The sequence below is a fragment of the uncultured Granulicatella sp. genome, from assembly GCF_938030755.1.
Classification (GTDB): Bacteria; Bacillota; Bacilli; order Lactobacillales; family Aerococcaceae; genus Granulicatella.
This window is the reverse complement of record NZ_CALHIF010000022.1, coordinates 24,272-37,371: the sequence shown is the minus strand read 5'-3', so window position 1 is coordinate 37,371 and position 13,100 is coordinate 24,272. Positions and strand designations below refer to the sequence as shown.

The 13,100-nt window shown below is 37.3% G+C and carries 11 protein-coding genes and 1 tRNA gene; 1 reads left to right on the top strand and 11 read right to left on the bottom strand.

All coding sequences use genetic code 11. From position 1 onward, the window contains the following. On the top strand, positions 1 to 1,104 hold the full coding sequence (gene ugpC / locus Q0594_RS02415; protein WP_070443728.1) for a sn-glycerol-3-phosphate ABC transporter ATP-binding protein UgpC: 1,104 nt from the start codon (positions 1 to 3) through the stop codon (positions 1,102 to 1,104). Between the two features lie 63 nt (positions 1,105 to 1,167). Here ugpC and Q0594_RS02410 read toward each other — a convergent pair whose 3' ends face one another. From Q0594_RS02410 to dnaB, 11 genes are all read right to left on the bottom strand, one after another. Continuing rightward, positions 1,168 to 1,506, bottom strand: coding sequence for a hypothetical protein (locus Q0594_RS02410; RefSeq protein ID WP_298729436.1), 339 nt, complete (start codon positions 1,504 to 1,506; stop codon positions 1,168 to 1,170). A gap of 39 nt (positions 1,507 to 1,545) precedes the next feature. After that, a tRNA-Ser gene (locus tag Q0594_RS02405) sits at positions 1,546 to 1,633 on the bottom strand. A gap of 551 nt (positions 1,634 to 2,184) precedes the next feature. Then, complete coding sequence (rlmH, locus tag Q0594_RS02400) at positions 2,185 to 2,664, bottom strand: 23S rRNA (pseudouridine(1915)-N(3))-methyltransferase RlmH (RefSeq protein WP_298729435.1); 480 nt, start codon at positions 2,662 to 2,664, stop codon at positions 2,185 to 2,187. Between the two features lie 516 nt (positions 2,665 to 3,180). Beyond that, complete coding sequence (locus Q0594_RS02395) at positions 3,181 to 4,416, bottom strand: S1C family serine protease (RefSeq protein WP_298729434.1); 1,236 nt, start codon at positions 4,414 to 4,416, stop codon at positions 3,181 to 3,183. A 107-nt stretch (positions 4,417 to 4,523) separates the two neighbouring features. Next, positions 4,524 to 5,327 carry an MBL fold metallo-hydrolase gene (locus Q0594_RS02390; RefSeq protein WP_298729433.1) on the bottom strand — a complete coding sequence of 268 codons (804 nt, stop codon included), beginning with the start codon at positions 5,325 to 5,327 and terminating at the stop codon, positions 4,524 to 4,526. Positions 5,328 to 5,339: 12 nt separating this feature from the next. Then, positions 5,340 to 6,203 carry a two-component system regulatory protein YycI gene (yycI, locus tag Q0594_RS02385; protein ID WP_298729432.1) on the bottom strand — a complete coding sequence of 288 codons (864 nt, stop codon included), beginning with the start codon at positions 6,201 to 6,203 and terminating at the stop codon, positions 5,340 to 5,342. Beyond that, on the bottom strand, positions 6,193 to 7,545 hold the full coding sequence (gene yycH / locus Q0594_RS02380; RefSeq protein ID WP_298729431.1) for a two-component system activity regulator YycH: 1,353 nt from the start codon (positions 7,543 to 7,545) through the stop codon (positions 6,193 to 6,195). Before yycH ends, yycI begins: the two co-directional genes overlap by 11 nt. Then, positions 7,535 to 9,391, bottom strand: coding sequence for a cell wall metabolism sensor histidine kinase WalK (walK, locus tag Q0594_RS02375; protein WP_298729430.1), 1,857 nt, complete (start codon positions 9,389 to 9,391; stop codon positions 7,535 to 7,537). The genes yycH and walK overlap by 11 nt, the downstream gene beginning before the upstream one ends. Before the next feature lie 82 nt (positions 9,392 to 9,473). After that, on the bottom strand, positions 9,474 to 10,190 hold the full coding sequence (gene yycF / locus Q0594_RS02370; RefSeq protein WP_298729429.1) for a response regulator YycF: 717 nt from the start codon (positions 10,188 to 10,190) through the stop codon (positions 9,474 to 9,476). A gap of 27 nt (positions 10,191 to 10,217) precedes the next feature. Then, complete coding sequence (locus Q0594_RS02365; RefSeq protein ID WP_298729428.1) at positions 10,218 to 11,507, bottom strand: adenylosuccinate synthase; 1,290 nt, start codon at positions 11,505 to 11,507, stop codon at positions 10,218 to 10,220. 31 nt (positions 11,508 to 11,538) lie between these two features. Further along, complete coding sequence (gene dnaB / locus Q0594_RS02360; protein ID WP_298729427.1) at positions 11,539 to 12,924, bottom strand: replicative DNA helicase; 1,386 nt, start codon at positions 12,922 to 12,924, stop codon at positions 11,539 to 11,541. Positions 12,925 to 13,100 lie beyond the last annotated feature (176 nt).

Sequence of the window (13,100 nt, the reverse complement as noted above, 5' to 3'; positions counted from 1 at the left end):
ATGGTAGAAATGCAATTAAACCATATTCACAAAAAATATGACAACGCGGAAAACTATTCCGTAACAGACTTTAACTTACACATCAAAGATCGCGAATTCATCGTATTCGTAGGACCTTCTGGATGCGGTAAATCAACTACACTTCGTATGATTGCTGGTCTTGAAGATATTTCTGAAGGGGAATTAAAAATCGGTGACGTTGTGATGAACGACGTAGCTCCAAAAGATCGTGATATCGCAATGGTATTCCAAAACTATGCCCTATATCCTCACATGAGCGTATATGACAACATGGCGTTCGGATTAAAACTACGTAAATACGACAAAGCTGAAATTGACAAACGTGTTAAAAACGCTGCTGAAATCTTAGGCTTAGCGCAATACTTAGAACGTAAACCAGCTGCTTTATCTGGTGGTCAACGTCAACGTGTAGCTTTAGGCCGTGCGATCGTTCGTGATGCGAAAGTATTCTTAATGGACGAACCTCTTTCTAACTTAGATGCTAAATTACGTGTTGCGATGCGTGCTGAAATTGCGAAATTACACCGTCGTTTAGAAACAACAACCATTTACGTAACACACGACCAAACAGAAGCGATGACAATGGCGGATCGTATCGTTATCATGAAAGATGGTTTCGTACAACAAATCGGTACTCCACAAGAAGTGTACAACACACCTAACAATGTATTCGTAGCTGGATTCATCGGATCACCAGCAATGAACTTCTTCACTGTTACATTAAAAGACGGCGTGATTACAAACGGTAAAGGTTTATCATTACAATTACCAGAAGCGAAGAAAAAACTTCTTGAAGAAAAAGGATATGAAGGAAAAGAACTTATCTTCGGTATCCGCCCAGAAGATATCAAAGGCGCTCAAATCGCTATTGATACTTATCCATCATCTTCAGTGAAAGCAGAAGTTGTAGTATCAGAATTACTTGGTGCAGAAACAATGCTTTACACTCGTGTTGACGATACTGAATTCGTATCTAAAGTGGATGCACGTGACTTCCACAACCCAGGTGAAACAGTTGAATTAGCATTCGACTTAAACAAATCTCACTTCTTCGACAAAGAAACAGAACAAGTGATTCGCTAATTATCTATAATTGAAAAAAGCTGACGGCTCTAATTGAGAGCTGTCAGCTTTTTTGTGTTTATTTTACTCTTGGACTTCTTGAAACTCACATTCAAAACGATATTCGAAGAACTTTTCGATGACAGCTTTGAGTTGATCATTACTTAGATTTTGAATAATTGCGTCAAAATCAATGGCTTCCAATTCTTCCTCTGTCAGTTTTTGATAGGGCGGTAAATCAGAGTACTGTCTTAATTCATCATAGACAATGAAATCTCCATCGATAAATGATTCGATGAGTCCACGTTTTTGAAGAAGGTAAAACAACGCTTGATAACTATCTCCAGTAAAACTATAGACTGTTTTATCCGAATAAATACCACAGCAGTGTGTTTGATTGAGATCTAATTTTACTTTGGTCATCTCTTTTCCTTCTTTCATTGAATTCCATTTTTTTATATAAGGAGAAGAGGAGATTTGAACTCCCGCGCCGCTTTCACGACCTATCGCATTTCGAGTGCGACCCCTTCAGCCTCTTGGGTACTTCTCCATATTTTTAGTATAGTACGGATTTTTTCTTCAATCAATGCTTTTTTAGTCATATCGTTAAATACCTCTGATGCAGAACTTACAGATATAGAAATTTAATTTTAAATACTACTGTCTTAAAAGCTTATTCAGTACAAAAAAGTGATGTTCATTCATAGTTTCATTATAATGAACATACATTAGAGGTGCGATTTATCGCAGGCTCTACAGATGATATTTTTCAGAGAGGTTTTACCGGCTCTGCATAGGACACCTAAATTAGGTGTCCTTTTTTATTTTAAAACATCGCACTACTAACTCGGTTGATACTATCCATTATTAAGGTATGAATAGAAGGTCAAAAGGATAGTCAATCACTAAAAACAGAAAATAAAAAACCACGAAACCATTGATGTAATAGGCTTCGTGGAAAAAAGGATTAGAAATATTTATTTGGGAGGATAAATATTCTCTTTGGGAATAACTAAAGTATAGACACACCTTATGAAATAAATGTGAAAATATATTCTCTATTTTGCACTTTCTTTTTATTTTTTTTATGAGAATATTTACTTATTTATGATAAGCATGACCAGAATTAATTCGGAATGCGCGATAAATTTGCTCGGTTAGAACGAGTCTCATCAGTTGATGCGGCAAGGTAATACGGCCAAATGAGATCTTACGGTCGGCCCGTTTTTTTACCGCTGGACTTAACCCTAGAGACCCCCCAATAACAAAGATCATCGAACTCTTACCATGGAGCGCAAAAGTATCCATCTCTTTTGCGAGTTGTTCTGAACTCACTAAGTCCCCTTCGATAGCCATCGCTACGACTACATCTCCGTCTTTAATTTTAGAAAGGATACGTTCTCCTTCTTTTTCGAGTACTTGCTCCATTTCTTTATCACTTAAGTTTTCAGGAGCCTTCTCGTCTGGCACTTCCACTACTTGGAACTTGCAGTAGCTGCCTAAGCGTTTTGCGTATTCATCAATTCCTTGTTTTAAATATTTTTCTTTTAATTTTCCAACACTCACAATCGTGATATTCATATTATCCCCTCACTTCATCCAATATCTTACCTTTTTTTGAGGAAAAATGCTTGTTTTATCCTCCTATCCACTACTTATCCACAAAGTTATCCACATGTACACATGTTCGCCACTAAATTTTGACATTTTTTATCCATAGCCCCTAGATATAGATTCCATTCATCTAAATGTTACATAAATGTTATATTTAATTTTGGGGGGTACGACTTAGTTATCCACAGTTATACACACTAAAGATGACCGTAAAATAACACCGTTATATCAACGTTCTTTGTCGTTTTATGAAAAAGTTATCCACAATAATTCTTTTTCATGTTTATAACTTTTTCCAATCAAATTCCTTATTCTAGGCTTTTTGGCAGTTTCTGTTTTCAAAAGGCATTTCCCACTGTTTGGACTTGACAAAGAGTTTTCCAAAGACTTTTCCACAAAGTTATCCACAATTCGGTGGATAAGTTTGAGGATAAGTCCAAAAAAGTCGGATCCCACATTGGTAATCCGACTCTTCATTTATTTTTATAAACTTGGGTTATTGGTTTCTGTTAAGGAAACTGTGGTTGTTTGTTTTTGTCCGTTACGATAATACGTTACTTCCAATTTATCTCCCACTTTATGACTATAGAGTATTTTTCTTAGATTTTGAATTCCCTCTACTTTTTTGCCATCCATTTCTACAATAACATCATATGGTTGAAGCCCTGCCGCTTTTGCACTTCCTTTAGAAGAGACTTCTGCAACCACAACTCCGCCCTTCACATCTTTTGGTAAATTCAACTGATTAACGGCTTGTGAATTCACATTCGATAAGTTCACCATTGAAATTCCTAGAGCTGGACGAACGATTTTACCATTTTTTTCCAATTCATTGATGATGGATACGACCTCATTACTTGGAATTGCAAATCCCATACCTTCAACAGAAGATTTAGAAATCTTCATAGAGTTAATCCCAATGACTTGTCCCGCGCTATTAATAAGAGCTCCACCTGAGTTCCCTGGATTAATTGCAGCATCCGTTTGAATCGCATTTACAATCCAATCTTGTTGGCCATCGCCATCCACATCAGTTGGAACTGGACGATTATTTGCAGAAACAATCCCTTGCGTAACACTAGTAGCAAATTCACTGCCGAGAGGAGATCCAATTGCAATAGCTGTTTGTCCTGCTTTTACCTCATCAGAGTTCGCAAATTCCGCAACAGTACTTACTTTATCTGCTGGAATACGAATCACTGCTAAGTCCGTCCATTGGTCACTCCCAACTAATTCTGCCTTTTCCCTAGTTCCGTCTGCTAAAAGAACTTCTAACTCTTGCGAATTTGCAATGACGTGATTGTTCGTTACGATATAGGCATATCCATTTTCCTTTTTATAAATAACGCCACTTCCTTCTGAAGCTGTCGTTAATTCATCATTTGATTGTTGTTGTTGCTGCTGAGTTCCGTAAAGAGAATTACGGCCAGACGCCTGTTTGTTAATGACAGAAACCACTGCATTTTTTACATTTTCTACAACCTTAGAAATATCATTATTCGTATTTGCAGCGGCGGTAGAGGTTTTCGTAGTCGTTACATTACTCTCTGAAGCTTGCGTAGTAGGCGTTGGTGTTTGATGGTTTAAAGGATTTGTAATCGCCATAATTCCAATTCCACTTGCGACTGCAATGGTTCCTCCAACAATCCCACCAACAAATCCATTTCTAAAGCTTTTATTCTTACGTTTTCTTAACTGTTTTTGTTGTTCTTCTTCCATTTGCTCACTCCTCTCGTTGTTACTTTAAAGATAAATTCTAAATATGAATTTTATGTGAACAAACACTTATAGTCTATTTAAAAATCTCTTGCATTATTCCTAAGAATTTAAACTTCAAATAGGCTTGTAGGCTCATATGGATCCGTATGAAATAATTCGAAGGAATGATGAACTCCTTTATCGTGAGTTCTAAATACGGATTCTGCTGTTTGATAAGCAATTTCCTTCATATTATTATCTTGACTTAAATGCCCTAAATAAATGCGTTTCGTCTGGTCTCCAAGCATTTCACACATGGCTAAAGCCCCATCATCATTGGATAAATGGCCTTTATCACTTAAGATTCGTTGTTTTAAATGCCACGCATAAGGCCCCATTCTTAACATTTCAAGATCATGATTGCTTTCAATTAAATACGCATTAGCATTTTTGAGGAGCGCACGAAGTTTGTCACTCACATATCCGGTATCTGTTAGCATAACAAACTGGCGTTGATCCTTTTGGAAGCTATAAAACTGTGGAGCAGCCGCATCATGAGAAACCGCAAAACTCATCACATCAATATCTCCAAAAGTCAGTGTTTCTCCAGTATTGAAGATTTCTTGTTGTTCAAGAGCAACCTTTCCAATTTTTCCAGACATTGCTGCCCATGTTTTTTCGTTTGCATAAATAGGAATGCCATACTTTCTTGCAAGTACGCCAATTCCTTTGATGTGATCGGAATGCTCATGAGTCACTAATATCGCATCAATATCGGATATAGAACGATTTATTTTCTCCATTTGCGCACTAATAGCTTTACCAGTGAGTCCACAATCCACTAATAGTTTTTGCTTAGGAGTTTCAATATAAGTTGCATTACCTGAACTCCCACTCGCTAATAAACTCACTTTAAAACCTAATTCTTGCATACTATGTCCCTTCTATTGTTGTTGCACTGTTTGTGTTGTTGTGTTATTGGTTGTTGTACGCTGTGTTTGCGTATTCGTTGTTTCTAAGGTTTCATTCATTAACACGGTCCCATGAATTGCGTCTACACGACGTGCCACTAATTGACCATCTGCTTGACGAATTTCAACATACCAAGCAGGAGAATAAATGGAAAATTCTTTTAACACTAATGATTGAAAGTAAGATAACTTAACCGTTGAAACAGTTGATTTTGCTGGAATCTTCCCGGCTAGGAATAAAACTTCAACAGCGCTTTGTGCAGTAATTAAACTTCTCTCATTTCCAAGCACTTGCACATTTCCCGCATAAGTTTGTTCATAACTAACAGCTTGGTCATTCGTATTCAATGTGACAATAATTTGGCTGGTTCCATCCATAATACTCAATTTATCTGCTTTTTGTGTATAAATCACTTTCCGTGTAGTCGCATTATAAGAAGACCATATATATTTATCCCCGAATAAAACCTTATTATTGATAAAAGCTGTTAAGTCATTAAAACTTTCCGCATTTACTGGATTCGATAGACTTAACTGAATCGGTGGTACTAACTCTGCATTGATAACATTTTTTTCCAATGATACGATTTGATTTTGTAAATTATTCAAACCTGACTCAATGGAAACAGGGGTTAGTTGGATAATCGGAGCCGTTTCCTCCGTTGAAGGTAATGACGGCAATGTAATTCCATCTTGTTTCATCTGATCGATGACGTTAATACTTGTATTCAAAGGGGTTTTTGATTCTACCTTTTTCTGCCAAACGAGTCCAAATAGGAATACATCTAGGAAAAAGAAACAAACAATCAATACGATTGCACTTCTTCTAAAGTCCATCTCCGTCACCCCCTACTGTTTGTTTATTCGCGGCATCTCCCGCTTTTTTCTCCGCTTTTAACTCTGATAATGTCTTCCATCTGTTATTCATTTTGATATACCAAGTCGGAATAAATTCTACGATTTGATTGTTTTCACTGCTGGTTGTCCAAGAATAACCAATTCGAATATCTTCTATCTCATTCATTGAGAACCCTTCATTGAGCAGTTCCGCCACAATATCTTTTCCACCAACAATCGTTACCTTTTTATTTTTGGTTGGCAGAGGGGTTTGCGCAATTAAAGAGGATGTTTTTAATTTTTCAATTCCATTTGCGGTCGCTTTTACTTGAGTCATCCCTTCTCTTCCGCTAGAAAGAATTGGATAGGAACTCACATATCGAACATACTCCACTATATTGGAACTTAAATCTACTGAAGAAAAACTCATTCCTAATTGCCATCCACCTAGACGCTTCATCTGTGTAAAAGTCTGCGTTAAGTTATTCGTATAAAGAAGTGTTTCATCACCTGGTTTATTTTCAAAGAAAGTAATGATATTTGTTGTACGATCCATCTTCAATTGAGATAAATTGTCGTTATACACCACACTCTTTCCATCTCCACGTGTTCTAATTTCCGTTTGATTTGAAAAGAGTTGGCGGATATAGAAGGTAATTGGAATTTGCTCAATCAAGTATGCCGATTGTTCAACGTTTACCTTATCTTGCTCCACAAAAAATTGCTTTGTCTTTCCTCGATACGATTCTACTTCATAAAATTCATCAGATTTATACAAAGCATCCAATTTCGCACTTAAGCTCTCATCGATTTTTGCACTGTATACATTTTTATTTTCATCATTGACAAAGTATGCCGTATGCGGTTCATCCGTTCGAATAACAATTCGTGAAAATGTCTCATTGACATAATCCTCATTCAACCCGTCAAAATAACGATTCATAATTCCGAAAGAAAGCAACCCATCAAATAAAATTTGCGAATGAGCTTCTCTTAAAACAAGGTTCTCATAACTAGTATCATCTAAGTTAGACAAACGCGTTACATTCGAAAAGCTTTTTGATAGATAGGTATTTACTTCTTTTAGAATCGACATTTGGCTTGTCATTTCAAACTTATTGTTATTGGTTAAGACAAGGCGGGTCGGTCTAAAAACATCCTCAAGCGTATAGTTCGCTCGAATCTGTGCTCCGGAATCTTGAGTAGTCGTCAGATTAGTTGATTGTTTTTTTACTCCAAAAAATTCAACTGGACGAATAACAATTAAATACGTAAATACAAAGCTAAGGAGCATCAACACAAATAAGGTCGATAATAGTACTCGAAAATTTTTAAATTTCATCCCATTCACCATCCTCTTCAAATGGAACATAAGGTAATGAAATAAAGAATGTTGATCCTTTATTTTCAATACTATTCACCCAGATTTTTCCTCCATGAAGTTGTACGACTTCTTTAGAAATCGCAAGACCAAGTCCACTACCGCCCATTGCTCTTGATCGAGCTTTATCTACACGATAGAAACGATCAAATAGGTGAGGAATATCTTTACGCGGAACTCCTAGTCCTTCATCACTCACACTAACAATAAGGTCGGTATGAGTTTCCATGAGTCGAACAATAATCCGTCCCCCATCTGGAGAATATTTAATCGCATTATTGATAATATTATCTAATACTTGCGTCATCTTATCTTGGTCGATTTCTACCCATAGATTTCTTTGGGTAATATCTGTGAGAATTCGATAGTTCTTTTCTCTATATTGGTCAGACTGTAAAACCATATCAAATCGATTCACAATATGCTTCACGAGTTCATTCATATTCACAAACTCTTTATCAAGTTCTAATCGATTTTGGTCCATCCGTGATAAGTTCAGTAAGTCGGTAATCATACGCATCATTCGATCCGTTTCTGTTTCTATGACATTCAGAAACTCTGGAGCAATTTCTTTATTTTCCCATGCTCCATCCACCAGGGCTTCCGTATAACTCTTGATACTCGTTAATGGAGTTCTTAATTCGTGAGAAACATTTGATACGAAATTACGACGTTCTCTGTCAATTTTTTCTTGTTCCGTAACATCCGTTAATACGCACACGAGACCACTAATAAATCCTGATTCGCGCTGAATCACTGAAATTTCACATTGAACAATGGTTTCCTCGCCATCTTCTTCAATCGTAATCATTCGCTCTTCTTGAGATTCCAATAAATCTCTAAAAGAAACACTATTATCTAAACGCAATACTTCAAGTAATGGCGTTCCGATAACATGCTCATTTCGTAAGTTCAAAACATCCAATGCAGCAGCATTAATAATCACAATTCTTCCACGACGGTCTGTTGCAATAACCCCATCACTCATATGACGCAAGACACTGTCTAAGCGTTGCCGCTCCGCTTCCGTTCCTTCTTGAGCTTCTTTGATTTTTACAGATAAATCATTAATCGCTTGCCCTAACTGCCCAAGCTCATCGTCTCCGTAAATCATCACTTCACCCGTATAGTTTCCTTCTGCAATTTGTTCTGTCTGTTGTTTCATTTCAGCAATCGGACGAGTAATCCCTTGAGAAATCATGACGGTAATCACAATCGCTAAAATGATAATAAAAACGGAAGAACTAATAAAGATAATCCCAATATCTTTTACTTGAGTGTACCGCGATTCAATATTAGACGTTACCGAAATAATCCCCACTGGATTTCCAGAAACACCACTGACGGGATCAATCGGCGAAACGTATTTCCAATATCTAGAATCTCCGTCAATATAGTTGTAACTGTACACAGTATTTGAGACTACCACTTGTTGTACATCAGCCTCTGTGGAACGAGTCCCTACAATTGATTGCTGCGTTTGATTCGTGGTTCCCAAAATATATCCCTGCATATCCATAATACGAATTTCTACAATACTATTTCCTGTTGGATAATCTTGTAACAATTGCGATATTTCAGCTGATTTGGCCTCATCTGTTGTATCCTTAGCCAAAATGGGCTGCACATTATTTTTCAAGAACCCTACTTGTAGCTGAATTTGTTCCTGAAAGTTCGAAATCATTTGAGATTCTAATTGCGTTAAGAAGTTCGCGACAATGAGTTGCAACGAAATCATCAAGAGCAAGATAAACAGCATTGGAATCTTAAATTGAATGGAACGAAAAAATCGTTTCATCTTCTTCATGAGTCACTTTCTCCTCTACTTTTTAGCAAAATACGCTTTTCTTGCCAGAATATACCATGGCAAGGAAAAGCGCATTCGTTGTTTAAGCATCTTTTTCTTGGTCTGGGGTTTTAATATAGTATCCTACCCCACGTCGCGTCATAATCCATGTTGGATGACTCGGTGTGTCTTCAATTTTTTCACGTAAACGACGAACGGTTACGTCTACTGTACGAACATCCCCAAAGTAATCATAGCCCCACACCGTTTGCAATAAGTGTTCACGAGTAATCACTTGTCCGATATGTTTTGCTAAATAATGAAGCAATTCAAATTCACGATGCGTTAATTCGATTTCTTCACCACGTTTTGAAACCACATAGGCATCTTCATGAATCGTTAAAGCGCCTAAAACAATTTCGTTAGCTGTTTTTTCTTCTTCTGTTTCCGCTGGAGCTAATTGTTGACGACGTAAGTTTGCTTTCACACGCGCGATTAATTCTCGATTTGAGAAAGGTTTTGTTACGTAATCGTCTGCACCTAATTCCAGACCTAAAACTTTATCAATTTCAGAATCTTTAGCCGTTACCATGATAATAGGAACATGACTTGTTTTACGAATTTCACGACAAACTTCTAATCCATCAATTTTTGGTAACATCAAGTCCAAAATGACTAAATCTGGATTTTTTTCGTGGAAAGCAGCGAGTCCTTCTTCGCCATCAAATGCTGTAATGACCTCAAATCCTTCTTTTGAAAGACTAAACTTGACGATGTCTGAGATTGGTTTCTCATCATCTACAACTAAGATTTTCTTCATATCAATCTTCCTTTACTCTATTCTTTTTTATGCCCAAACACTTTCTAAAATGTTGGTTTGTTCTCTATCTGGTCCTACTGAGAAAGTAGAAATGCGAACGCCGACTAATTCTGAAATACGACGTACATAGTTACGTGCATTTTCAGGTAGTTCTTCTAGTGAACGGCATCCTGTAATATCTTCCGTCCAACCAGGTAATTCTTCATAGACTGGTTCACATTGTCCTAATTCGACTAAGCTTGCTGGGTAATGGGAAATTTCTTCTCCATTTGGCTTACGGTAAGCCACACAGATTTTAATCGTTTCTAATCCTGTTAATACATCGATACTGTTCAAGCTTAAGTTTGTAATGCCTGATACACGTTTAGAGTGACGCATTACAACGCTATCGAACCATCCAACACGTCTTGGACGCCCAGTAGTTGTACCGTATTCACGTCCAACTTCACGAATACGTGAGCCGATTTCATCGAATAATTCTGTTGGGAAAGGTCCATCCCCTACACGAGAAGTGTACGCTTTACATACCCCAACGACTTTATTAATTTTTGAAGGTCCAACACCGCTACCAATCGTTACCCCACCAGCAACTGGGTTTGAAGATGTTACGAATGGATAGGTTCCTTGGTCGATATCCAGCATAACACCCTGTGCCCCTTCGAATAATACGCGTTTTCCTTGGTCTAATGCATCGTTTAAAATCACGGAAGTGTCGCAAACGTATTTCTTTATTTGTTGACCATATTCGTAGTACTCTTCGAAAATATCATCGAACTCGATTGGTTCTGCATCGTACATTTTAGTAAAGAGGCGATTCTTTTCGGCTAAGTTAATTTTTAGACGTTCAGCAAATACTTCACGGTCTAGTAAGTCTGCCACACGAATCCCAACACGCGCTGCTTTATCCATGTAGCACGGTCCAATCCCTTTATTCGTTGTTCCAATTTTGTTATCGCCTTTCGCTTCTTCTTGTAATTGGTCTAAGCGAATATGGTATGGCAAGATGACATGCGCACGGTCTGAAATACGTAAGTTATCAGTAGTCACATTTCTTTCTTGTAAATATTCAAGTTCTGTGATGAGAGATTTTGGATTTAGGACCACTCCATTTCCAATCACACTAATTTTTTCTGATGAAAAAATACCGGATGGAATTAAATGAAGTTTATAAGTTACCCCATTAAATTGAATGGTATGCCCTGCATTGTCTCCCCCTTGATATCGAGCGATTACTTCTGCATTTTCACTGAGGAAATCTGTAATTTTCCCTTTTCCTTCGTCTCCCCATTGTGTTCCAACAACGACTACTGATGACATTTGACGCACCTCTTCTATTTTTTTAATTTTACTATGCCATTGGAGCTCTTTGCTCAATTTCATCTGGCACTAAATTTGTAAACTTATTAAATTCTTTCATGAAGTTCAATTCAACCGTTCCACGTGGACCGCTACGGTTTTTCTCAATAATGACTTCAATGGTACTATTTGGCTCCACTTCTGGAACATGTCCATTTTCATCTGGCTCTTGACGATAATAATCATCACGATATAAGAACGCTACGATATCCGCATCTTGCTCGATAGATCCAGATTCACGAATATCCGACATGATTGGTCGCTTATCTTGACGTTGTTCCACTCCACGAGATAATTGAGAAAGTGCAATAACTGGAACCTTTAATTCCTTCGCTAATTTTTTCAAATTACGAGAAATTTCAGAAACCTCTTGTTGACGGCTCTCTTTTCCGTTTCCTTCAATTAATTGTAAGTAATCAATCACTACTAAGCCGAGATTATTTCGCTCTTGCTTCAAACGACGACATTTCGCACGAATCTCTGACACACGAATTCCTGGAGTATCATCGATATAAATAGGAGCTTCAGCAAGGACCCCTGTCGCCACGAAATATTGCGTATATTCCTCATCAGTCAATTTCCCTGTTTTCAAATGTCCTGCATTAATGCTCGCATGAGAACAGATAATCCGTTCTACTAAAGATTCTGCCCCCATTTCAAGACTGAAAATCGCTACTGTTTCATTCAAGTTAACCGCAACGTTCTTAGCAATGTTTAATACAAAAGCGGTCTTCCCGACAGAAGGACGTGCTGCTAAAATAATCAACTCATCTGCGTGAAGTCCAGAAGTCATTCGATCCAAACCGATATACCCTGTAGCAATTCCTGTAACTTCTCCATTATTTTTGGAGCGTTCTTCTAAGCTTGCATATGCGTCATGTAAAACATCACGAATTGGAATGAATCCCGCTTTATTTCGTCCTTCAGATACAGAAAGAATGTCTCTTTCAGCTGTATCTAAAACATTTGCAATCGTCTCATCTTCTTGGTAAGCATTTTTTACAATATTCGTCGATGTTTTAATTAATTTACGACGAGTTGATTTTTCTAAAACAATTTGAGTGTAAAATTCCACGTTGGCTGCTGTAGGAACTTTATCAAGAAGCTCTATAATACCAGCTTCTCCACCCACATTTTCAATTTGGTTCTTTTGCCTTAATTTCTCAGAAACGGTGATTGGATCGATTGCTTCCGAATTTTGATTTAATTCAATCATCGCGGCAAAAATCAATTGATGAGCAACGCGATAAAAATCATCGGGTACAAGAAACTCCATGACCGAAATAATCGAGTCTTGTTCCAAAAGAATTGAACCCAAAACGGCCTCTTCTGCCTCTAGATTTTGTGGCGGAACTAAATTTGGATATAGCTCTTCCATTCAAACACCCTTTCTACTAAAAATAGCCATAAAAATACAGTTTCATTGTATCACAAAACACCCTAATAAAACAGAAGATTGGGCTCAAAATAAAAGATAACTTAATCGTTTTGTGATTATTATCACATATTTTGTAAAAAAGAAAGAGACTATCTAAGTGGGATAATCTCTTTTCT

What these genes read in the sequence shown, in the direction of transcription:
- ugpC (WP_070443728.1), top strand. Translation starts at nt 1, where the DNA reads ATGGTAGAAATGCAATTAAACCATATTCACAAAAAATATGACAACGCG.
- Q0594_RS02410 (WP_298729436.1), bottom strand. Translation starts at nt 1,506, where the DNA reads ATGACCAAAGTAAAATTAGATCTCAATCAAACACACTGCTGTGGTATT.
- rlmH (WP_298729435.1), bottom strand. Translation starts at nt 2,664, where the DNA reads ATGAATATCACGATTGTGAGTGTTGGAAAATTAAAAGAAAAATATTTA.
- Q0594_RS02395 (WP_298729434.1), bottom strand. Translation starts at nt 4,416, where the DNA reads ATGGAAGAAGAACAACAAAAACAGTTAAGAAAACGTAAGAATAAAAGC.
- Q0594_RS02390 (WP_298729433.1), bottom strand. Translation starts at nt 5,327, where the DNA reads ATGCAAGAATTAGGTTTTAAAGTGAGTTTATTAGCGAGTGGGAGTTCA.
- yycI (WP_298729432.1), bottom strand. Translation starts at nt 6,203, where the DNA reads ATGGACTTTAGAAGAAGTGCAATCGTATTGATTGTTTGTTTCTTTTTC.
- yycH (WP_298729431.1), bottom strand. Translation starts at nt 7,545, where the DNA reads ATGAAATTTAAAAATTTTCGAGTACTATTATCGACCTTATTTGTGTTG.
- walK (WP_298729430.1), bottom strand. Translation starts at nt 9,391, where the DNA reads ATGAAGAAGATGAAACGATTTTTTCGTTCCATTCAATTTAAGATTCCA.
- yycF (WP_298729429.1), bottom strand. Translation starts at nt 10,190, where the DNA reads ATGAAGAAAATCTTAGTTGTAGATGATGAGAAACCAATCTCAGACATC.
- Q0594_RS02365 (WP_298729428.1), bottom strand. Translation starts at nt 11,507, where the DNA reads ATGTCATCAGTAGTCGTTGTTGGAACACAATGGGGAGACGAAGGAAAA.
- dnaB (WP_298729427.1), bottom strand. Translation starts at nt 12,924, where the DNA reads ATGGAAGAGCTATATCCAAATTTAGTTCCGCCACAAAATCTAGAGGCA.